This window comes from Pseudomonas sp. BMS12 (genome assembly GCF_001592875.1).
Taxonomy (GTDB): Bacteria; Pseudomonadota; Gammaproteobacteria; order Pseudomonadales; family Pseudomonadaceae; genus Aquipseudomonas.
Genome location: NZ_LSOF01000001.1, coordinates 49,952 through 70,420, shown reverse-complemented (window position 1 = coordinate 70,420; position 20,469 = coordinate 49,952). Strand labels below are relative to the sequence as shown.

Genomic DNA, 20,469 nt, shown 5'->3' with positions numbered 1-20,469 from the left:
AAAAGGCCCGCCTCGTGCGGGCCTTTTGCGTTAGTCAAGGGTGGCGTTTGAGTGTGAATCATTGGTCATAACGTGAACCTATGTGTCTGAAAAGTTGTTCGGTTAGACTCCAAGGCCTGCATCAATCGGCCGCACTTCGGCCGGGTCGTGGTTTCGTTCGAGGATTGTCAGATGGCCGATTACAAAGCTCCCCTGCGCGACATGCGCTTCGTTCTCAATGAAGTTTTCGAAGTCTCCAAGCTGTGGGCCGAACTGCCGGGCTTGGCCGAAGTGGTCGACGAAGAAACCGCCGCGGCCATCCTCGAAGAAGCCGGCAAGGTCACCGGCGGTGTGATCGCCCCGCTGAACCGCAGCGGCGACGAAGAAGGCTGCTCCTGGACCGACGGTGTGGTGAAAACCCCGGCCGGTTTCCCCGAGGCTTACCAGACCTACGCCGAAGGCGGCTGGGTCGGTGTCGGCGGCGCGCCGGAGTTCGGCGGCATGGGTATGCCGAAAGTGATCGGCGCCCAGGTCGAGGAGATGGTCAACTCGGCCAACCTGTCCTTCGGCCTGTACCCGATGCTGACCGCCGGCGCCTGCCTGTCGATCCTCAACCACGCCAGCGAAGAGTTGAAGGCGCAGTACCTGCCGAACATGTATTCCGGCGTCTGGGCCGGCTCCATGTGCCTGACCGAGCCGCACGCCGGCACCGACCTGGGCATCATCCGCACCAAGGCCGAACCGCAGGCCGACGGCAGCTACAAGATCACCGGCACCAAGATCTTCATCACCGGCGGCGAGCACGACCTGACCGAGAACATCGTCCACCTGGTGCTGGCCAAGCTGCCGGACGCCCCGGCTGGCCCGAAAGGCATCTCGCTGTTCCTGGTGCCGAAAGTCATGGTCAATGCCGACGGCTCTCTGGGCGAGAAGAACTCGCTGTCCTGCGGCTCGATCGAGCACAAGATGGGCATCAAGGCTTCCGCCACCTGCGTGATGAACTTCGACGGCGCCACCGGCTGGATCGTCGACGAGCCGAACAAGGGCCTCAACGCCATGTTCACCATGATGAACTACGAGCGCCTGGGTGTTGGCATCCAGGGTCTGGCCCTGGGCGAGCGTTCCTACCAGAGCGCCATCGAGTACGCCCGTGACCGCATCCAGAGCCGTGCACCGACCGGCCCGGTAAACAAGGACAAGGCCGCCGACCCGATCATCGTGCATCCGGACGTGCGCCGCATGCTGCTGACCATGAAGGCGCTGAACGAGGGCGGTCGCGCCTTCTCCAGCTACGTTGCCATGCAGCTGGACACCGCCAAGTACAGCGAAGACAAAGAAACCCGCAAGCGTGCGGAAGAGCTGGTCGCCCTGCTGACCCCGGTGGCCAAGGCCTTCCTCACCGACATGGCGCTGGAAACCACCGTACACGGCCAGCAGATCTTCGGCGGCCACGGCTTCGTCCGCGAGTGGGGCCAGGAGCAGCTGATCCGCGACTGCCGCATCACCCAGATCTACGAGGGCACCAACGGCATCCAGTCGCTGGACCTGATGGGCCGCAAGATCGTCGGCAGTGGTGGCAGCTTCTACAAGCACTTCAGCGACGAAGTGAAGGCCTTCATCGGCAGCGCCGATGCCTCGCTGGGTGAGTTCACCGAGCCGCTGAAAGCCGCCATTGCCAACCTCGACGAGCTGACCGCCTGGGTCATCGAGCAGGCCAAGGCCAATCCGAACGAGATCGGTGCCGCCTCGGTCGAGTACCTGCAGGTATTCGGCTACACCGCCTATGCCTACATGTGGGCACTGATGGCCCGCACCGCACTGGCCAAGCAGGGTGAAGAGGAGTTCTACGTGAGCAAGCTGGGCACCGCACGCTTCTTCTTCGCCCGTCTGCTGCCGCGTATCCACTCGCTGAGCGCCTCGGTCAAGGCCGGTAGCGAGCCGCTGTATCTGCTGGACGCTGCGCAGTTCTAAGCCTGACCCTGCTGTGAAAGCCCCGCTTCGGCGGGGCTTTTTCGTTTCTGCCGAAGGCTTTTGTGGGAGCGGCTTCAGCCGCGATTGGGGCAGTCGAGGTACTAAATAGGCAGCCATCGCGGCTAAAGCGGAATGCCGCACAACCGCTCCCACAAATGGTCCGACCCCGACCGTGAGCAAGCGAAGCATTGTGTCTGTGCGCCAGTTGGCCTACGTCTCTGTGTGGTGTGCGGGGCGCGCCGATATACTCGGCACACCCGCGCAGTTCGCGGGCTTCGCCGTAATGGCTCAGGGATAACAACGCATGCAATGGATCTTCATGCTGGTCGGCCTGGTGCTCGGTGCGCTGGCCGGGGAATCGGTGACTTCGGCCCTGCTGGGTGGCCTGATCGGCCTGGGCTTTGGCCAGGCGCTGCGCTTGCAGCAACTCGGGGCCGACAACAGACGCTTGCGCAAGGAACTGAAGGACTTCGCCGAGCGCTTCGAGCGAGGCACCACGGCGGTGGTCGAACGCCTGGTCAAACTGGAAAGCGGTCAGCCGAGCGCACCTTCTGCTGCGCCCGCCGAGGAAACGGCCGCAGCCGAGCCTGAGCCCGTGTCGACACCGCTCGCAGATGTGGTCGATGAACTGGTCTGGGAGTTGCCGGAGATGCCCGCGCAGAGCGCGGAACCCGCTGCCGAACCCTTGCGACCAATCCCCTCCGCCGCCCGCGAAATACCGGTCAGCCAGCCGCGCGCAAGCGAGCCGCCGCGCCCGGCGCCTCCCCGTGAGCCCTCGCTCATCGAGCGCGGCATCGCCCTGGCCAAGGCCTGGCTGCTGGGTGGCAACACCGTGTTGCGCGTCGGCGTGGTGCTGCTGTTCCTCGGCCTGGCCTTCCTCCTGCGCTACGCCACCGAGGGCATGGTGGTGCCGGTAGAGTTGCGCTATGCCGGGGTGGCGGCCAGTGCCATTGCGTTGCTGGGGCTGGGCTGGTGGCTACGCACGCGTAACGAGAACTATGGCCTGATGCTGCAGGGCACCGGCATCGCCGTGCTGTACCTGACGGTGTTCGCCGCGATGCGCCTGCACCCGCTGCTCGACCCGAAAATGGCCCTTGGCCTGCTGGTGCTGGTCACCGCGTTCTCGGCCATCCTCGCGGTGGCGCAGAACGCCCTGGGCCTGGCGGTGGCGGCCGCGCTCGGCGGCTTCGCCGCGCCGATCCTCACCTCCACCGGCAGCGGCAATCATGTGGCGCTGTTCAGCTACTTCATCCTGCTCAACGCCGGCATTCTCGCCATCGCCTGGTTCAAGGCCTGGCGTCTGCTCAACCTGGTCGGTTTTGTCGGCACCTTCGGCATAGGTCTGGCCTGGGGGCTGCGCTCCTATACGCCGGAGCTGCTGTGGAGTACCGAGCCGTTCCTGGTGCTGTTCTTCCTGATGTACGTGGCCATCGGCCTGCTGTTCGCCCGGCGCAAGCTGCGCGAGGCCGAGGGCGCCCCTGAGCAGCGTGACGAGTTGCTGCGCTGGGCCCGTGGCCGTGCCGACTATGTCGACGGCACCGTACTGTTCGGCCCGCCGCTGGTAGGCTTCGGCCTGCAGTACGCTATCGTCCAGCACCTCGAACTGGCGGCCGCCTTCAGCGCCCTGGCTCTCGGCCTGTTCTACCTGGGGCTGGCCCGCCTGCTACGTGGGCGCAATGTGCTGTTGTTGATGGAGACCTGCCTGGCGCTGGGCGTGGTATTCGGCACCCTGGCCATTCCGCTGGGCCTGGATGCGCGTTGGACCTCGGCCGCCTGGGCGGTGGAGGGCGCCGGCATCTACTGGCTGGGCCTGCGCCAGGGGCGGCCGTTGGCCAGGGTGTTCGCCCTGTTGCTGCAGGCTGGCGCGGCGCTGGCTTTCCTCGGTCAACTCGACGTCGGCAACGACAACCTGCTGGAGGGCGCCCCGCTTGGTGCGCTGATGCTCGGTGCGGCGCTGCTGTTCAGCTTCTGGCGCTTGCGCCAGGCGCCGCTCGAGGTGACGCGCGCCTGGGAGCGTCGCGCGCTGCCGGTGCTGGCGGTGGCGGGGTTGCTGTTCCTCTATCTGATCGCGCCGCTGTGCCTGGGCGCCGAGGGTACGGCCATCGCCTGGGCGCTGGCTGGCCTGGCCACGCTGTTCGCCGGTCTGCGCCTGCAGGCGCGCAGCTTCCTGTTCAGCGCTTTTGCCGTGCAGCTGCTGGGCGGCGCGGTGTTCCTCACCCAGTTGCGCGGTGGCGGGCTGGAAGAGGGGGGCGTGCTCGGTTCCGGTTGGCGCGGCCTGCTGGTCTGCTCGCTGATCGGTCTGGCGCTGGTGGCCGGCATGCTGATTGCCGCACGCGACAAGCGGGTCAGCGAGGATCGCCGGCTGATGCGCGGCCTGTCGCTGGTGCTGCTGGCGGGGCTGCTGTTCGTCAACCTGGCGGTGCTGTTCGTCCTGCCCTGGCACAGCGCGGCGGCGGTGTGGGCCGGTAGCGGCCTGCTGATTCTCTGGCTCAGCCTGCGGCTGCAGTTGCGGGCCAGCTTTCTGTTCGGCCTGCTGCTGCAGGTGGTCGGTGGCATTGCCTTCCTCGCCGCCAGCCCGCTGCTGCTCGGGAACTTGCCAAGCGAGGGGCTGCGCCCGCTGGCGCATGCCGGCTTCTGGGCACCGCTGGTGCTGGCGCTGGCTGCCCAGGTCGGGGCCTGGCGCCTGCGCCACGTCGTGCTGCGCCAGCAGGCCGGCGAGCTGGGCAGCCTGAGCCTGCAGCGTCTGTCTCAAGTGTTGCTGGCCTGGGGCGCCGGCTGGTGGGTGCTGGCCTTGGCCAGCGAGGTGCTGCGTTTCGTCGATGGCCGGCTGCAGGGTGCTGCGCTGCTGGCGCTGGCTGCACTCAGCGTGGCGCTGTGGGGCTGGCTGGCCGGACGTCTGCACTGGCGTTCCCTGGCTTTGCTCTGCACGCTGCTGGTGCCTGCGGGCATGCTGATCCTGCTGCACCTGGGCGAGCGCGATTACCACCCGGCGGCCGCTTTCGGCTGGCTGGGCTGGGGCCTGCTGTTCGCCGTGCATTTGTGGTCGCTCAAACTGCTGGCCGAGCTGTTGCCGGCCGGTGTGCGCAGCGCCGCTCATGTGCTCGGCTGCTGGCTGATCCTCGGCGTGCTGGCGCTGGAGCTGCGTTACGGGCTGATGCTGCTGGCCGAGCATTACAACGCCTGGCGCTGGCTGGGTTGGGCGCTGCTGCCAGGTCTGTACTTGCTGGCGATGGCGTCGGTGCGCGCCTGGCCCTGGCCGGTGGCGGCCTACCCGCGCGAGTACCGGGTGCTGGCCGCTGCGCCATTGGCGCTGCTGATGCTTGGCTGGCTGTGGCTGGCCAATATCGCCAGCGATGGCAGCGCCGACCCGCTGCCGTACCTGCCGCTGCTCAATCCGCTGGAGCTGGGCATGCTGCTGGTGCTGCTGGCAATCTATGCCTGGCTGCGCAGTGGCCTGCCGCAGCTTGGGCTGGCGGCGCACGGCGAGCGCATTGCGCAGATCATCGCCGGCGCCTCGTTGTTCGCCGTACTCACGGCAGCGGTGTTCCGCGCCGCCCATCACTGGGGTGGGGTGCCCTACGAGCTGGATGTGCTGCTCGACTCCATGCTGGTGCAGGCCGGGTTGTCCATCGTCTGGACCCTGATCGCCCTGCCGCTGATGATCCTCGGCCACCTGCGCGGCCGCCGCGAGCTGTGGCTGCTGGGCGCGGCGCTGATCGCCGTGGTGGTGGCCAAGCTGTTCTTCGTCGAACTGGGCAACCGTGGTGGCCTGGAACGCATCATTTCCTTTATCGGTGTCGGCGTGTTGTTGCTGGTGGTCGGCTACTTCGCACCCTTGCCGCCCCGTAAAGCCGAATCTGCCGAGGTGAGTCCGTGAACATGAAGTCCTTTCTCTGCCTGTTCGCTCTGCTGGCCGCGCCCTGGGCGCAGGCGGACTACTCGACCCGTGTGCCGCTGAGCCTTGAAGGCGAGGGCCCCTGGTATCGCCTGGAGGTGCCGCTCGCCCTGCAGATGGCCGCCAGCCATGCCGACCTGCGCGATTTGCGGGTGCTCAACGCCGAGGGTGAGGAGCTGGCCTATGCCATGACCCTGGGCAACGCCCAACCCGCGGAGCGCCGCCAGGAGACGGCGGTGAAGTGGTTCCCGCTGCGGGGTGTGGCCGACGGCCAGGGCGCGCCGGCCATCCGCGTGCAGCGCAGTACCAGCGGCACGCTGGTGGAGGTGACGCCGGAGCAGGATGGGCAGGGCGAGCAGATCCTGCGCGGCTGGCTACTCGACGCCAGCGCGTTCGATCAACCCTTGCACCGCCTGCAACTGGACTGGAGTGCCGACGCGGAAGGTTTCCAGCGTTTCACCATCGAGGCCAGTGACGATCTGCAGCACTGGCGGCGCTGGGAGGACGGGCAGATCGCCCACCTGAGCTTCGCCGACGAGCGCATCGAACAGAACGAGGTCGCGCTTTCCGGCGCCAAGGCCCGCTACCTGCGCCTGCTCTGGCAGGCCCCGCAGCAGGCCCCGGCGCTGCTCGCCGCGCGCCTGGTCAGCATCGAGCAACTGCCGCTGGCGCCGGCGCTGGCCTGGTCTGCGCCATTGGCACCGACTTCGACCAGGGCTGGCGAGTACAACTGGGAATTGCCGCTGTCGTTGCCGCTGCAGCGTGTGCGCGTGGCCTTGCCGGCGGGCAACGTGCTGGCACCGGTCAGCCTCGCTTCGCGCGGCGCCGGCAAACTGGAGTGGCGCGCCCTGGCCAGTGGCCTGCTCTATCGCCTGCCGCAGGATGGCAAGGAGGTGTTGCAGGACGAGATCGAACTGTACGGCGCGCCGGTGCAGCAACTGCGTCTGCGCGTGGATGCCCGTGGCGGTGGCCTGGGCAGCGAGGCGCCAAGCCTGCAGGTGGCGGTGCGCGCAACCCAGGTGGTGTTCCTTGCGCGCGGCTCCGAGCCCTATAGCCTGGCGGTCGGTAATAACTCAGTGCGCTCTGCAGCATTGCCGTTGGGCACCCTGGTTCCCGGTTACGAGCCCAAACGCCTGGCCAGCCTTGGCCGAGCCAGCGCACCAGAGGCGGTGCCCAGTGTGGTGCGCGAGGCGGCTGCTGCGGCCCAGTCGGCCGCAGATTGGAAACGTATCGGTTTGTGGGCCGTGCTGCTGGCCGGCGTCGCTCTGCTCGGCGGCATGGCCTTCAGCCTGCTGCGCAAGCCGGCGGGTTCTGGCAACAATCCATAGCGTGTGTCGGGCCAGGGAGGCGCGCAGAGGCCCAACCGGTTAAACTGCGCGCGATTTTACTTTCCTCCCTGGAGCCCCTCCATGTCCCGCGTAACCCTTAGTCGCTACCTGATCGAACAGACCCGCAGTCACAACACCCCGGCCGACCTGCGTTTTCTCATCGAAGTAGTGGCGCGGGCCTGCAAGGAAATCAGCCATGCCGTGTCCAAGGGCGCCCTCGGTGGCGTGCTCGGCAGCATGGGCACCGAGAACGTGCAGGGCGAGGTGCAGAAGAAGCTCGACGTGATCTCCAACGAGATCCTCCTCGAAGCCAACGAGTGGGGCGGCCACCTGGCCGGCATGGCCTCCGAGGAAATGGACAACGCCTACCAGATCCCCGGCAAGTACCCCAAAGGTGCCTACCTGCTGGTGTTCGACCCGCTGGACGGCTCCAGCAACATCGACGTCAACGTCTCGGTCGGCACCATCTTCTCCGTGCTGCGTTGCCCGCAGGAGTACCTGACCCAGAACGACAGCCTCGACGAGCAGGCCTTCCTGCAGCCGGGGACCGAGCAGGTCTGCGCCGGTTACGCGATCTACGGTCCGCAGACCATGCTCATGCTGACCCTGGGCGACGGTGTGATGGGCTTCACCCTGGACCGCGAGATGGGCAGCTTCGTGCTCACTCACGACAACATCAAGGTGCCGGCAAGCACCGCCGAGTTCGCCATCAACATGTCCAACCAGCGTCACTGGGAAGCCCCGGTGCAGCAGTACGTCGGCGAGCTGCTGGCCGGCAAGGAAGGCCCGCTGGGCAAAAACTACAACATGCGCTGGATCGCCTCGATGGTGGCCGACGTGCATCGCATCCTCACCCGTGGTGGTCTGTTCATGTACCCGCGCGATGCCCGCGAGCCGGAGAAGCCGGGCAAGCTGCGCCTGATGTACGAGGCCAACCCGATGTCGATGCTGATCGAGCAGGCCGGTGGCGCCGCCACCAACGGCACCCAGCGTATCCTCGACATTCAGCCTGAGTCCCTGCACCAGCGCGTGGCGGTATTCCTCGGCTCGAAGGAAGAAGTCGAGCGTGTCACCGGCTATCACCGGGGCTGAGCCGTGAAGCCCTGGCAGCCGCTTCTGGACTGGTGGTTTGGCTCGGCCGAGAGCGCCAGCGAGGTGGCGGCCCAGCGCAGTGGCCTGTGGTTTGGCTATCGCGCCGAGCAAGATGTCGAGGCCCGCGAGCGCTTCGGTGAATTGTGCGCGCAAGCCATGGCTGGAGATCTGCAGGACTGGGCTGCGACCGCGGATGGCTGGCTGGCGCTAATCCTGTTGCTGGACCAGTTGCCACGCATGATCCATCGCAGTACGCCGCAGGCCTTTGCCGGTGATGCCCGCGCCCAGGAAGTGGTGCGGCAGGGGCTGGCGCAGGGTCTGGAGCGCGAGTTGCCGGCGATTCGCCAGGTGTTCGTCTACCTGGTGCTGGAGCATGCCGAGGAGCTGACGTCTCAGGATCGCGCCGTCGAGCGTTTTACCGGGTTGCTGCACGCCTGTGCGGAGGATGAGCGCCAGCTGTTCGCCGGTTACCTTGACTATGCCGAGCGCCATCACCAGGTGATCCAGCGCTTCGCTCGCTTTCCCCATCGCAATGCCATTCTGGGCAGAAGCTCGACCCCGCAGGAGCAGGCCTTTCTGCAGCAACCCGGCTCACGCTTCTGAGGTGTCGAGGGCGCATTCGTCTGCGCTCTGTGCCAAGCTCTCAAGGTTTTCATTCTCAGGAGTCGCGCCATGTCGCTTCGCTATTTCGCCGTGCTCACCGCCTGTGTCCTGCTCGCCGCCTGCGGCAAGATCAACCAGGAAAACTACTCCAAGCTCAAGGCCGGCATGGCCAAGGCCGAGGTGGAAAGCCTGCTCGGCAGCCCCTCCGAATGCTCGGGGGCCGTTGGCCTGACCAGTTGTACCTGGGGCGACGAGAAGACCTACATCAGCGTGCAGTACGCCGGCGACAAGGTGATGATGTTCTCCGGCCAGGGGCTGAAGTGATGATCATGCGCTGGGCCGCCCTGGCTGTGCTGCTGGCGCTGTACGGTTGCGCCAGCGCGCCGGATGCGCAGGCGCCGTCAACCGTCGGCAGCGTCGACCTGCGCCGCTACCAGGGCACCTGGTACGAACTGGCGCGGCTGCCGATGTTCTTCCAGCGCAACTGTGCGCAGTCCGAGGCGCATTACCGCCTGCGTGAAGATGGCCGGGTCGACGTCACCAACCGCTGCCGCACGCTCGACGGCGAGTGGATAGCCGCACACGGCTATGCCGAAGTGCAGGTGCAAGGGCGCACGGACAAGCTCTGGGTGCGTTTCGACAACTGGTTCGGCAACCTTTTCCCCGGCCTGGTCAAGGGCGACTACTGGGTGCTGTATCTGGACGACGACTACAGCGCGGCACTGGTCGGCAACCCCAATCGCGAGTACCTGTGGCTGCTGGCGCGTACGCCGGAAGTCAGTGAAACGCGCCGGCTGCAGTTGTTGCAGGAGGCCGAGGCGCGTGGCTACGACACGAGCAAGCTGATCTGGCGTCAGCCCGACCGGGCTATCGCGCAGTAGCGCCTACTCCCAGTCGAGGCGAGCCAGTTTCCACTCGTTGCCTTCACGCCACCATTCCAGCCTGACGCTGTAGTGGCGGGCGCTGTCCGGAATCAGCCCTTCGGCACCGGTCAGCGCCACCTCGGCCTGGGTGTGGCCCTTGCTGCTGTAGGTGGGGTCGATCTCGCTGTTCTTGCTGATGGCCAACACGCGCACCTGCTTGTGGCGCAGGAACATCAGGGCCATGGTGCGCTTGGCCCAGTCACGATCGTACTGGCCCTGCGCGCTGAACTGCGCGTGCAGTTGCTCCATGACGGCGCCATTGCGCTTGGCTTCGAGGTTGTCCTGCAGGCGCTGCACGGCGGCTTCCAGTTCGGCTTGCGGGTCGTTCTTGCTGCAGCCACCCAGCAGAGCGGCGACAAGTAGGGCGGTCAGGGCGATACGGAGCATGCTCAACGTCCCATTCATGGTTATGATGCCGGGCACGGTCGGAGACCCGGCCGCTCAAAAGGAACTTACGCACAGACTCGGGAGTGCGCCATGCAGACTTTGTATCCGGAGATCAAACCCTACGCCCGTCACGAACTGGCGGTGCAGGAACCGCACGTCCTCTATGTGGACGAGAGCGGCTCTCCGGACGGCCTGCCGGTGGTCTTCGTCCACGGCGGGCCAGGTGCCGGCTGTGATGCGGCCAGTCGCCGCTACTTCGACCCCAACCTCTATCGCATCGTGACGTTCGACCAGCGTGGCTGTGGCCGTTCCACGCCGCACGCCAGCCTGGAGAACAACACCACCCAGGCTCTGGTCGCCGACATGGAGCGCATCCGCGAGTCTCTGGGGATCGACAAGTGGGTGCTGTTCGGTGGCTCCTGGGGCTCGACCCTGAGCCTGGCCTATGCCCAGGCTCATCCGGAGCGGGTTCTGGGTCTGATCCTGCGCGGCATTTTTCTCTGTCGCCCGCAGGAGATCAGCTGGTTCTATCAGGAAGGCGCCAGTCGTCTGTTCCCGGACTTCTGGGAAGACTATGTCGCGCCGATCCCGGCGGAGGAGCGTGGTGATCTGGTGCAGGCCTTCTACAAGCGCCTGACCGGTCCCGATCAGATCGCCCAGATGCATGCGGCCAAGGCCTGGTCGACCTGGGAAGGGCGCACCGCCACGCTGCGACCCAACCCGCAGGTGGTCGATCGCTTCAGCGAGCCCCACCGGGCCATGTCGATCGCCCGCATCGAGTGCCACTACTTCGTCAACAACGCCTTCCTCGACGCTAACCAGCTGCTGCGCGACATGCCGAAGATCGCCCATCTGCCGGGCGTCATCGTGCATGGTCGTTACGACGTGATCTGCCCCTTGGACAACGCCTGGGCGCTGCATCAGGCCTGGCCCAACAGCGAATTGCAGATCATCCGCGATGCCGGCCACTCCGCTGCCGAGGTGGGCATTACCGATGCCCTGGTGCGGGCTGCCGATCAGATGGTCCGGCGTCTGCTCGAGCTGCCGCCGGAAGAAGCATGAAGCTGCTGATTCAGCGGGTGCGTGGCGCCCGCGTCGAAGTGGCGGGCGAGATAGTCGGGGCCATCGATCATGGCCTGCTGGCCCTGGTTGGCATCGAACCGCAGGACACGCCGGCCAGCCTTGCCAAGGGTCTGCAGCGAATGCTCGCCTACCGCGTGTTCAGCGATGCCGACGGCAAGATGAACCTGTCGCTCCGGGACGTGAACGGCGGCCTGCTGCTGGTCTCCCAGTTCACCTTGGCCGCGGACACCCGCAGCGGCCTGCGCCCGAGCTTCTCCACGGCGGCGCCGCCGGCCCAGGGCGCCGAGTTGTTCGAGCAACTCGTGGCGCTGGCCCGCGAGCAGCACCCGCAGGTGGCCACTGGGCGCTTCGGCGCCGACATGCAGGTGCATCTGGTCAACGATGGGCCGGTGACCTTCCTGCTCGACATCTAACCGCCGTCGTGCCTTACCTGGGCTCCAGTTCGTTATCGGCCAGCCAGTCCAGCGCCAGCTCGCGTAGCCGTTCCTGCTCATAGCACTGCCAGGCCTGGCGCACGTCGGGAAACTGGTTGAGGGCGTTGAGGAAGGCGCGCTGCTGGCGTCGTTCGGCCATGGCCGCGGTCAGGGCGGCATAGGCGTCGGGATCGACCACTTCGTTGAGGAAGTCCTCCATCAGCGCCAGGCGCTCGTGGCCGCTCAATGGTTCCAGGGCCAGCAGGCGCTCGGGTTCTTCTTCCAGCAGGCGTTCGATATCCGGGTCTTCACCTTGCGGTGGGATATCCAGCAGGCGGCCGCTGAGCAGGTCGAGGCGAAAGTCGGCCTGCTCATTGATCAGCGCATTCGCCAGGTGATCGAGATCGATGGTCAGGGGGCGCATGACGAACTCCGCAGCGGCTGGCGAGGTGTCAGGCTAAGCCGGATTGGTTGTTCAGAACAAGCGCGCCAGCAGCGCCGGCACGGCGGTTTCGACACGCAGGATGCGTGCGCCGAGCTGCACCGGTTGCAACCCGGCTTCCTGCAGCTTCTCGACCTCATAGGGAATCCAGCCGCCCTCCGGGCCGATGGCCAGCGTTACAGGCTGTTCGACGGCTCGTGGACAGGCCGGGAAGTCACCGGGGTGGCCGACCAGGCCGAGAGTGCCTGCCGCGATCTGCGGCAGGCGATCCTCGACGAAGGGCTTGAAGCGCTTCTCGATCAGCACTTCGGGCAACAGGGTATCGCGCGCCTGTTCCAGGCCGAGAATCAGTTGCTCGCGGATGGCCTCGGGGGTGAGAAAGGGCGTCTGCCAGAAGCTCTTCTCCACCCGGTAGCTGTTGAGCAGTACCAGGCGCGGTACGCCCATGGCGGCAATGGTCTGCAGGGTGCGCTTGAGCATCTTCGGCCTGGGCAGGGCCAGCAGCAGGGTCAGCGGCAGCTTGGTCGGCGGTGGCTGATCCAGCTCGACGTGCAGCTCGGCCTGCTGTTCGTTCAGGCTCAGCAGGGTGCCGCGGCCCATCAGGCCGCCGACGCGACCGACCCGCAGCGTGTCACCGCTTGCGGCGCCGTGCACCTCATGCAGGTGCTTGAGGCGGCGGCCGCTGAGCACGGCACGCTCCGCCGTGATGAAATCGGCGTCTTCCAGCAGCAGCAGGTTCATGGCTGTGGTGCGGGCGGCTGGTCGTCGGACTCTTCGAGGTCATGCTCGCTGCGTTTGCGCACCAGTCCGCCGAACAGCAGGCCGGCTTCGAACAGCAGCCACATCGGGACGGCCAGCAGGGTTTGCGAGAACACGTCTGGCGGGGTCAGCACCATGCCCACGGCAAAACAGCCGACCACCACATAGGGACGGCTCTTGCGCAGGGTGGCGATATCGACGATGCCGACCCAGATCAGCAGGAAGGTCGCCACCGGAATCTCGAAGGCCACGCCGAAGGCGAAGAACAGGGTGAGGACGAAGTCCAGGTACTGGCCGATGTCGGTCATCATCGCTACGCCCTCGGGCGTTACGCTGGCGAAGAAGCCGAACATCACGGGAAAGACCACGAAGTAGGCGAAGGCCATGCCGGCGTAGAACAGCAGGATGCTGGACACCAGCAGCGGTACGGCGACTCGCTTCTCGTGCTGGTACAGGCCCGGTGCGATGAAGCCCCAGATCTGTTGCAGCAGCACCGGCATGCTGAGGAACAGCGAGACCATCATGGTCAGCTTGAAGGGGGTGAGGAAGGGCGAGGCCACGCCCGTGGCAATCATGGTGGCGCCTTCCGGCAGGTAGGCACGCAGCGGCGCCGCCACCAGGGCGTAGATGTCCTGGGCGAAGTAGAACAGCGCGGCAAAGATCAGCAGGACCGCGATCACACAGCGCAGGATGCGGTTACGCAACTCGGTGAGATGCGCGATCAGGGGCATCTCCTGATCGTCGGAAGGAGTCGAGCTCATGGCTGGCTGGTCTTGTCCTGGCTGGTCGGCGCGGCGTCGGCAGCGGGCTTGGCCTCGGGCTGGATGCTCTGCTTCATCTCGCGCTCCAGTTCGAGGATGCGCTCGTTGTGCAGCTGGCGACGGATTTCATCGGCGCCGAGCTCGCGCTCAACTTCGCTCTTGATGTTGTTGAAGCTGCGCTTGAGCCGGCCGATCCACAGGCCCGCCACGCGCGCGGCCACCGGCAGGCGCTCGGGGCCGAGCACCAGCAGGGCAATCAGGCCGACCAGAAGCAGTTCGGAGAAGCCGACGTCGAACATGGCGTCAGTCTTTCTTCACAGGCTCTTCGACCTTGTGCGCTTCAGCCTGGTAGGTCTGGCCCTTGGACTCTTCCACTGCCGGCTTGGATTCTTCCTCGCCCTGATTCATCGATTTGCGAAAGCCCTTGATGGCGTCGCCCAGATCGGAGCCCAGGCCCTTGAGGCGCTTGGTGCCGAACAGCATGACGACGATGAGGAGGATAATCAGGAGTTGCCAGATGCTGATGCCGCCGATACCCATGGGAAATCTCCGGTGAGGTGTAATTCAGGATTGTGGACGCGCGGCTTTTTCCGCGTGCCCGGAGAGGCCGAAGCGGCGGTCCAGCTCGTCCAGCACGGCCTGCGGGTGCTGGCCGAGGGCGGCGAGCATGACCAGGCTGTGGAACCAGAGGTCCGCGGTTTCGTAGATCAGGTCGCTGCAGTCGCCGCTTGTGTCGGCATCCTTGGCGGCGAGGATGGTTTCCACCGACTCTTCGCCGACCTTTTCCAGGATCTTGTTCAGGCCCTTGTGGTACAGGCTGGCCACGTAGGAGCTGTCCGGCGCCGCGCCCTTGCGCGACTCCAGCACCTCGGCCAGACGGGTAAGGGTGTCACTCATGCTTGTGCCCCTGGTAAATGGCGTGCGGATCTTTCAGAACGGGGTCGACAGTCTGCCAGGCGCCGTCCTCGTAGACCCGATAGAAGCAGCTCTCGCGCCCGGTGTGGCAGGCGATGCCGCCGAGCTGTTCGACCTGCATGACGATCACGTCGGCGTCGCAGTCCAGGCGCAGTTCGTGCAGCTTTTGCACATGCCCGGACTCCTCGCCCTTGCGCCACAGCTTGCCGCGCGAGCGTGACCAGTAGATGGCACGGCCCTCGCTGGCAGTCAGGGTCAGAGCCTCATGATTCATCCAGGCCATCATCAGTATGCGGCCGGTCTGGTAGTCCTGGGCGATGGCCGGTACCAGGCCATCCTCGTTCCAGTTGATTTCGTCGAGCCAGTTGGTCATTGCTTGGCGGTGATCGGTTGTGAATAGCTGTCTAGTGTGCCAGTCGCCGTCGGTACTGGCTATCGGCGCAGGACCAGCAGCAGACCGGCCCCCAGGCTGAGCCAGGCGCTCCAGGCCGCCGGGGTCAGCAGCAGGCCCTGGCTGACGCCAGCAGCCACCAGCCCGGCACCGAGCAGGCGCAATGGCCAGGCGCGGGGTGCGGCTGTCGGTTGTGGCGCGGCGGCGCGTGGCTGGTTGAGGCGTTCCAGGGTGTCGCGAGCCATCTGCGACAGGTGCGGCACCTGCTCGGCCTGCTGTTGCAGGTTACGCAGCAGGTGCAGCGGACTAACTCGCTCGCGCATCCAGCGTTCGAGGAAGGGCTGGGCGGTGCTCCACAGATCCAGGTCCGGGTACAGCTGGCGGCCCAGGCCTTCGATGTTGAGCAGGGTCTTCTGCAGCAGCACCAGTTGTGGCTGCACTTCCATGTTGAACCTGCGCGCAGTCTGGAACAGGCGCAGCAGCAGCTGGCCGAATGAGATGTCCTTCAGCGGCTTCTCGAAGATCGGCTCGCACACGGTACGGATGGCCGCCTCGAACTCGTTGACCTTGGTCTCTGCCGGCACCCAGCCGGAGTCGATGTGCAGTTGGGCGACGCGGCGGTAATCGCGTTTGAAGAAGGCGATCAGGTTGCGTGCCAGGTAGTCCTGGTCCTCGGGCGTGAGGCTGCCGACGATGCCGCAGTCGATGGCGATGTACTGCGGGCTCCACGGCGTGCGGGTGGCGACGAAGATGTTGCCGGGGTGCATGTCGGCGTGAAAGAAGCTGTCGCGGAACACCTGGGTGAAGAAGATCTCCACGCCGCGCTCGGCCAGCAGCTTCATGTTGGTACGCTGGTCGGCCAGGGTGTCGAGGTCGGTCACCGGCACGCCGTAGATGCGCTCCATCACCAGCACCTTGTGCCGGCACCAGTCCCAGTACACCTGGGGCACGTAGAGCAGCTCGGAGTCGGCGAAGTTGCGCCGCAGCTGGCTGGCGTTGGCGGCCTCGCGCAGCAGGTCGAGCTCGTCGTAGATGGTCTTCTCGTAGTCGCTGACCACCTCCACCGGGCGCAGGCGGCGGGCGTCCGCCGAGGCCTTCTCGGCGATGCGTGCGGCGAGGAACAACCAGGCCAGGTCGGAGCGAATGATCGGCTTGAGGCCTGGGCGGATGACCTTGACCACCACCTCTTCGCCGCTCTTCAGTTGCGCGGCATGCACCTGGGCCACCGAGGCCGAGGCCAGCGGCTCGACATCGAAACGGGCGAACACTTCACCGACCTTGGCGCCGAGTTGCTCTTCGATGCGGGCCACCGACTCGGCGGCGGGGAAGGGCGGTACCTGATCCTGCAGGCGCGCCAGTTCGTCGGCGATATCCGGAGGCAGCAGGTCGCGGCGGGTGGACAGCAGCTGGCCGAACTTGATGAAGATCGGGCCGAGGTCTTCCAGGGCCAGGCGCATGGCCTGGCCGCGGCTCAGCTCGAGTTGTTTGCGCGGCAACCAGCGCCAGGGCAGGGCGAAGCGCAAGGCGCGCATCCAGGCGGGCAGTGGCAGGGTCAGCAGCAGATCGTCCAGGCGGTAGCGAATGACGACACGCAGGATGCGCAACAGGCGGCGGGTGGCGAGCAGCTTCATGCTTTCTTGTTCATGTTTTGGGCGAGGCGCTCGATGCGGGCGTCGAGGCGGTCGAGGGCGAGCTTGAGGTCGTCCAGTTCGGTGAAGCGGGCCTGGGCCTCGCGCTCGCCGACCAGGCTGCGCGACTCCTCGGCGAGATAATCGGCGAGGGTCTGGCGCAGGCTGTCGAGGCTGTCGCCGGCCCAGTTGACGCGACTGCGCAGATGGCTGGCGAGCAACTGACTGCCGACCGGTCCGAGCCAGCGAGACAGTTCATATTCCCAGTCCAGCTCGAGGTCCTGAAGGATGCTGGCCAGCTCCAGGAGCACAGCACTGTCGCCGCTGAGCGTGACCTCGGGGCGATGCAGGATGGCGGTCTTGTCCTTGGCTAGAGCCAGGCGCAGCAGACTGCTGGCGGGGGCGCTGAGCACGCAGTCGGCACCTTCCCAGTGGCTGGCCAGTTGCAGGCCGTCGCGGCTGGGCAGGATGAACAGTTTGAGCGCCGGGCTCTGGCAATCGATTTCGATCAGCTTGCCTTCCAGTCGAGCCAGGCGCGGCAGCGCCGTGCTGTCCATGGTCAGCACGCGATTGAGGCCAAGCTCGACGCCGGCCAGCAGACCGGTGAGGAGCATCAGGGTTTGATACCGCGGTGCAGGGCGACGATGCCGCCAGTCATGTTGTGGTAGGTGACGCGCTCGAAGCCGGCCTCGACCATCATCGCCTTGAGCGTTTCCTGATCCGGGTGCATGCGGATCGACTCGGCGAGGTAGCGGTAGCTGTCGGCATCGTTGCTGATCAGCTTGCCGGCCAGTGGCATGAAGCTGAACGAGTAGGTGTCGTAGGCCTTGGCCAGCAGGGCGTTGCCTGGCTTGGAGAACTCCAGCACCAGCAGGCGCCCGCCCGGCTTGAGCACGCGCAGCATGGAGCGCAGGGCGTCTTCCTTGTGGGTGACGTTGCGCAGGCCGAAGGCGATGGTGACCACGTCGAAGTGATTGTCCGGGAACGGCAGCTTCTCGGCGTCGGCCTGGACGAACTGCACGTTGCCGGCCACGCCCTTGTCGAGCAGGCGATCACGGCCGACCTTGAGCATGGAGTCGTTGATATCGGCCAGTACCACCTGGCCGCTCGGGCCGACCAGGCTGGAGAACTTGCGGGTCAGATCACCGGTGCCACCCGCGATATCCAGCACGCGGTTGCCCGGGCGCACGCCGGACAGCTCGATGGTGAAGCGCTTCCACAGGCGGTGCAGGCCGCCGGACAGCACGTCGTTCATCAGGTCGTACTTGGCCGCTACCGAGTGGAAGACTTCGGCGACCTTCTCCGCCTTCTGGCTTTCCGGTACGTCCTGGAAACCGAAGTGAGTGGTCTTTTCCTGCTCTGGGGCCTTGTGCGGGTCGTTCATGTCGCGGTCACCTGAATCGAAGTGGCGGCCATTCTAAACCTAAATGCGTCGGGAGGCTCGGGGCGCAGGAGGTGTGGGCTTGGAATGCCTGTACGGGCTCCATGATCGCGCGGCGCCTTGCTATAGTCGCGCGACATCAGGTCGCAGTCAGGAGTCATGTATGTCCCGCATCACCGTCGAGCGTTCCCATTCCCTTGGCCTGGCAGCCGCCCGCGAAAAGGCCGAGGCGTTGGCCGAACGGCTGGCCAGCGAGTACGACGTCAAGTACCGCTGGAGTGGTGACGTTCTGGAGTTCAAGCGCAGTGGCGCCGATGGCCGTATCGATGTCGGCGATGAGCATGTGCGTGTCGAGCTCAAGCTGGGTCTTTTGCTGTCCGCTTTGGGCAGTACCATCAAGCGTGAAATCGAGGCGACCCTGGACAAGCATCTCAAGGCCTGAGTCCTAGTATGTGATTTCTAATTTTTCTCACTACCTTGCGCTCAAGCCCTGGCAAAGGGCGACCCAACCATTACTGTGAGCGTGAGGTGCACCATGGCCACTAAAGCCGCTGTTAAGAAGCAAATCGAAGTAGTCGAAAGCAAAGCCGCCGTTCTGACCGACGTGAAGGCATATGCCCGCAAAGTCTGGCTGGCCGGTCTGGGTGCCTACGCCAAGGCAGGTAGCGAAGGCGCCGAGTATTTCAAAGAACTGGTCAAGGCCGGCGAAGGCGTTGAGAAGAAGGGCAAGAAGCTGGTGAGCGAGCAGGTCGATGCCGCCAACAGCCAGATCGAAACCCAACTGAGCAGCGTCAAGAGCAGCGTCTCCGAAGTTAAGGGCAAGGTTGAAGTTCAGCTCGACAAAATCGAGAAGGCCTTCGACACTCGTGTTGCCTCCGCTCTGAACCGTCTTGGCATCCCTTCCAAACAGGACGTTGAAGCACTCTCTGCTAAGCTCGATGAGTTGAATGCTTTGCTTGAGCGAGTGGCCCGTACCCAATAAGGAGAGCAGGATGGCAGTCAAGAAACCTACCGCAGCAAAACCGGCGGCAAAACCGGCGGCGAAGAAGCCGGTTGCCAAGAAGGAAAGCAGTTCCTGGATCGGCGAGATCGAGAAGTACTCGCGGCAGATCTGGTTGGCCGGCCTCGGTGCCTATTCCAAGATCAGCAACGACGGCAACAAGCTGTTCGACGGTCTGGTCAAGGATGGCGAAAAGGCCGAGAAGAAGGCCAAGGTCGAAGTCGACAAGCAGATGGATGTGGTCAAGTCCAGCGTCGGCACCACTGTCGGCAGTGCCAAGTCCAAGGTCGATGAGGTCAAGGGCAAGGCCATGGGCAAGTGGGGCGAGCTGGAAGAGGCCTTCGACAAGCGTCTGAACAGTGCCATCTCGCGTCTGGGCGTGCCCAGCCGCAACGAGGTGAAGGCGCTGCAGACCAAGGTCGACAGCCTGGCCAAGCAGATCGAGAAGCTCACCGGCGTTTCGGTGAAGTCGGTCAAGCCAGTTGCTGCCAAGCCGGCACCGAAGCCTGCGGCCAAGACGACTGCCAAGCCTGTGGCCAAAGCTGCGGCGAAACCTGCAGCCAAGCCCGCCGCCAAGGCGGCAGCGAAGCCTGCGGTCAAACCGGCTGCCAAGCCTGCGGCGAAAGCTGCTGCAAAACCCGCAGCCAAGCCTGCAGCGGCGAAGCCGGCCGCCAAGCCGGCGGCGAAGAAGCCCGCAGTGAAGAAGCCTGCCGCAGCCAAGCCCGTGGCGGCCAAGCCGGCGGCGCCCGCTCCGGCACCGGCCACCCCGGCACCGGCCGCTACTCCGGCGACCCCTGCCACACCGTCCTGATCTTTCGAGGACACCCAAACGCCCGGCCTAGTGCCGGGCGTTTGCATTTCAGCTGTCGCGGGGTTGGTTGCGGTCAGGCCTCCAGGTAGCGCTGCGCCAGTTGTTCGGCGGCGTGGCGTGGTTCGTCGGTGAGGTGGGGGGCGACCAGCATCATCACCTGGAACACGACCAGGCGGCTCTCGCCCTGGACGCCAAGGATGCGCTGGTAGTCGAGAGAGAACAGCAGGGTCAGGGTGATCTGCTCGACCAGCTGACCCAGGGCTGCCGTGTCGCTGCGCAGCTGATCGTGGGTCTTCAGGCGGGCCAGCAGGCTGGCCAGGGTACGCTTGAGCTGGTTGAGCCACAGACGAATGCCGCGGGCCAGCTTGGGCAGGCGCCCGGCCAGATTGGACAGGTCCTGGAACAGGAAGCGGTATTGCGCCAGGCGCTCGACGATCAGGTGCAGGAACAGCCAGTAGTCCTCCACACCCAGGTCGACATCGTCGGGTGGGTCGAGCAGGGGGGCCAGCTCGGCCTGGAAGCGCTCGAACAGCTCGAGGATCAGCGGTTCCTTGCCATGGAAGTGGTAGTAGAGGTTACCGGGGCTGATGCCCATCTCGGTGGCGATCTCCAGGGTGGAGACGTTGGGTTCGCCCTCTTCGTTGAACAGTTGCAGGGCACACTGGAGGATGCGGTCGCGAGTCTTCATTCCGTGATCTTGTTATGGC

The 20,469-nt window shown here is 65.5% G+C and carries 24 protein-coding genes; 12 read left to right on the top strand and 12 right to left on the bottom strand.

Translation table 11 applies throughout. The features are described from left to right. Positions 1-171 precede the first annotated feature (171 nt). From AYB31_RS00315 to AYB31_RS00285, 7 genes are all read left to right on the top strand, one after another. Positions 172-1,950, top strand: a complete 1,779-nt coding sequence (locus tag AYB31_RS00315; protein WP_068824605.1) for an acyl-CoA dehydrogenase C-terminal domain-containing protein — start codon at positions 172-174, stop codon at positions 1,948-1,950. 304 nt (positions 1,951-2,254) lie between these two features. Continuing rightward, positions 2,255-5,827: a DUF2339 domain-containing protein gene (locus AYB31_RS00310; RefSeq protein WP_068824603.1), complete on the top strand. Its 3,573-nt coding sequence runs from the start codon at positions 2,255-2,257 to the stop codon at positions 5,825-5,827. 2 nt (positions 5,828-5,829) lie between these two features. Next, positions 5,830-7,173 carry a DUF3999 domain-containing protein gene (locus AYB31_RS00305; protein WP_068824601.1) on the top strand — a complete coding sequence of 448 codons (1,344 nt, stop codon included), beginning with the start codon at positions 5,830-5,832 and terminating at the stop codon, positions 7,171-7,173. 81 nt (positions 7,174-7,254) lie between these two features. Beyond that, entirely contained in the window at positions 7,255-8,265 is a 1,011-nt protein-coding gene (locus AYB31_RS00300; protein WP_068824599.1) for a class 1 fructose-bisphosphatase, read from the top strand. A gap of 3 nt (positions 8,266-8,268) precedes the next feature. Beyond that, entirely contained in the window at positions 8,269-8,868 is a 600-nt protein-coding gene (locus AYB31_RS00295; RefSeq protein ID WP_068824597.1) for a DUF924 family protein, read from the top strand. A gap of 69 nt (positions 8,869-8,937) precedes the next feature. Then, the gene (gene bamE, locus AYB31_RS00290) at positions 8,938-9,192 is read left to right on the top strand and encodes an outer membrane protein assembly factor BamE domain-containing protein (protein WP_068824595.1); all 255 of its coding nucleotides are present in this window, start codon (positions 8,938-8,940) and stop codon (positions 9,190-9,192) included. Further along, positions 9,192-9,749 (top strand): lipocalin family protein, encoded by a 558-nt coding sequence (locus tag AYB31_RS00285; RefSeq protein ID WP_068824593.1) that lies wholly within the window; start codon positions 9,192-9,194, stop codon positions 9,747-9,749. Before bamE ends, AYB31_RS00285 begins: the two co-directional genes overlap by 1 nt. A 3-nt stretch (positions 9,750-9,752) precedes the next feature. Here the strand turns inward: AYB31_RS00285 and AYB31_RS00280 are convergent, their stop codons facing one another. Next, positions 9,753-10,178 carry a hypothetical protein gene (locus AYB31_RS00280; protein WP_068824627.1) on the bottom strand — a complete coding sequence of 142 codons (426 nt, stop codon included), beginning with the start codon at positions 10,176-10,178 and terminating at the stop codon, positions 9,753-9,755. 90 nt (positions 10,179-10,268) lie between these two features. Here AYB31_RS00280 and pip point away from each other — a divergent pair, with 90 nt between their 5' ends. Together pip and dtd are read left to right on the top strand one after the other, a co-directional pair. Continuing rightward, complete coding sequence (pip, locus tag AYB31_RS00275; protein ID WP_068824592.1) at positions 10,269-11,240, top strand: prolyl aminopeptidase; 972 nt, start codon at positions 10,269-10,271, stop codon at positions 11,238-11,240. Next, positions 11,237-11,674 (top strand): D-aminoacyl-tRNA deacylase, encoded by a 438-nt coding sequence (gene dtd, locus AYB31_RS00270; protein WP_068824590.1) that lies wholly within the window; start codon positions 11,237-11,239, stop codon positions 11,672-11,674. The genes pip and dtd overlap by 4 nt, the downstream gene beginning before the upstream one ends. 13 nt (positions 11,675-11,687) lie before the next feature. On the opposite strand, the gene AYB31_RS00265 is transcribed toward dtd, so the two are convergent. From AYB31_RS00265 to ubiE, 10 genes are read right to left on the bottom strand one after another with little or no spacing between them, the layout of a single operon-like run. Then, positions 11,688-12,098 carry a UPF0158 family protein gene (locus AYB31_RS00265; protein ID WP_068824588.1) on the bottom strand — a complete coding sequence of 137 codons (411 nt, stop codon included), beginning with the start codon at positions 12,096-12,098 and terminating at the stop codon, positions 11,688-11,690. Positions 12,099-12,149: 51 nt separating this feature from the next. Next, the gene (locus AYB31_RS00260) at positions 12,150-12,857 is read right to left on the bottom strand and encodes a 16S rRNA (uracil(1498)-N(3))-methyltransferase (RefSeq protein ID WP_068824586.1); all 708 of its coding nucleotides are present in this window, start codon (positions 12,855-12,857) and stop codon (positions 12,150-12,152) included. Next, complete coding sequence (gene tatC / locus AYB31_RS00255) at positions 12,854-13,636, bottom strand: twin-arginine translocase subunit TatC (RefSeq protein WP_068824584.1); 783 nt, start codon at positions 13,634-13,636, stop codon at positions 12,854-12,856. Before tatC ends, AYB31_RS00260 begins: the two co-directional genes overlap by 4 nt. Further along, positions 13,633-13,935, bottom strand: coding sequence for a Sec-independent protein translocase protein TatB (gene tatB / locus AYB31_RS00250; RefSeq protein ID WP_068824582.1), 303 nt, complete (start codon positions 13,933-13,935; stop codon positions 13,633-13,635). Before tatB ends, tatC begins: the two co-directional genes overlap by 4 nt. Before the next feature lie 4 nt (positions 13,936-13,939). Next, the gene (gene tatA, locus AYB31_RS00245) at positions 13,940-14,176 is read right to left on the bottom strand and encodes a twin-arginine translocase TatA/TatE family subunit (RefSeq protein ID WP_068824580.1); all 237 of its coding nucleotides are present in this window, start codon (positions 14,174-14,176) and stop codon (positions 13,940-13,942) included. A gap of 24 nt (positions 14,177-14,200) precedes the next feature. After that, on the bottom strand, positions 14,201-14,533 hold the full coding sequence (locus tag AYB31_RS00240) for a phosphoribosyl-ATP diphosphatase (RefSeq protein WP_068824579.1): 333 nt from the start codon (positions 14,531-14,533) through the stop codon (positions 14,201-14,203). Continuing rightward, positions 14,526-14,924, bottom strand: a complete 399-nt coding sequence (gene hisI, locus AYB31_RS00235; RefSeq protein WP_068824577.1) for a phosphoribosyl-AMP cyclohydrolase — start codon at positions 14,922-14,924, stop codon at positions 14,526-14,528. The genes AYB31_RS00240 and hisI overlap by 8 nt, the downstream gene beginning before the upstream one ends. Positions 14,925-14,983: 59 nt before the next feature. Further along, complete coding sequence (gene ubiB, locus AYB31_RS00230; protein ID WP_068824575.1) at positions 14,984-16,573, bottom strand: ubiquinone biosynthesis regulatory protein kinase UbiB; 1,590 nt, start codon at positions 16,571-16,573, stop codon at positions 14,984-14,986. Then, entirely contained in the window at positions 16,570-17,184 is a 615-nt protein-coding gene (locus AYB31_RS00225) for a ubiquinone biosynthesis accessory factor UbiJ (RefSeq protein WP_068824573.1), read from the bottom strand. The genes ubiB and AYB31_RS00225 overlap by 4 nt, the downstream gene beginning before the upstream one ends. After that, complete coding sequence (ubiE, locus tag AYB31_RS00220; protein ID WP_068824571.1) at positions 17,184-17,954, bottom strand: bifunctional demethylmenaquinone methyltransferase/2-methoxy-6-polyprenyl-1,4-benzoquinol methylase UbiE; 771 nt, start codon at positions 17,952-17,954, stop codon at positions 17,184-17,186. Before ubiE ends, AYB31_RS00225 begins: the two co-directional genes overlap by 1 nt. Before the next feature lie 160 nt (positions 17,955-18,114). Here ubiE and AYB31_RS00215 point away from each other — a divergent pair, with 160 nt between their 5' ends. The 3 genes from AYB31_RS00215 (at position 18,115) to AYB31_RS00205 (ending at position 19,762) form a co-directional block, all read left to right on the top strand. After that, a complete protein-coding gene (locus AYB31_RS00215) occupies positions 18,115-18,393 on the top strand; it encodes a polyhydroxyalkanoic acid system family protein (protein ID WP_068824569.1) in 279 nt (92 codons plus the stop codon). Between the two features lie 93 nt (positions 18,394-18,486). Beyond that, positions 18,487-18,933 (top strand): phasin family protein, encoded by a 447-nt coding sequence (locus tag AYB31_RS00210; protein WP_068824567.1) that lies wholly within the window; start codon positions 18,487-18,489, stop codon positions 18,931-18,933. A 10-nt stretch (positions 18,934-18,943) separates the two neighbouring features. Next, positions 18,944-19,762 carry a phasin family protein gene (locus tag AYB31_RS00205; RefSeq protein ID WP_082805164.1) on the top strand — a complete coding sequence of 273 codons (819 nt, stop codon included), beginning with the start codon at positions 18,944-18,946 and terminating at the stop codon, positions 19,760-19,762. Positions 19,763-19,835: 73 nt separating this feature from the next. Here the strand turns inward: AYB31_RS00205 and AYB31_RS00200 are convergent, their stop codons facing one another. Further along, on the bottom strand, positions 19,836-20,450 hold the full coding sequence (locus AYB31_RS00200; RefSeq protein WP_068824565.1) for a TetR/AcrR family transcriptional regulator: 615 nt from the start codon (positions 20,448-20,450) through the stop codon (positions 19,836-19,838). Positions 20,451-20,469 lie beyond the last annotated feature (19 nt).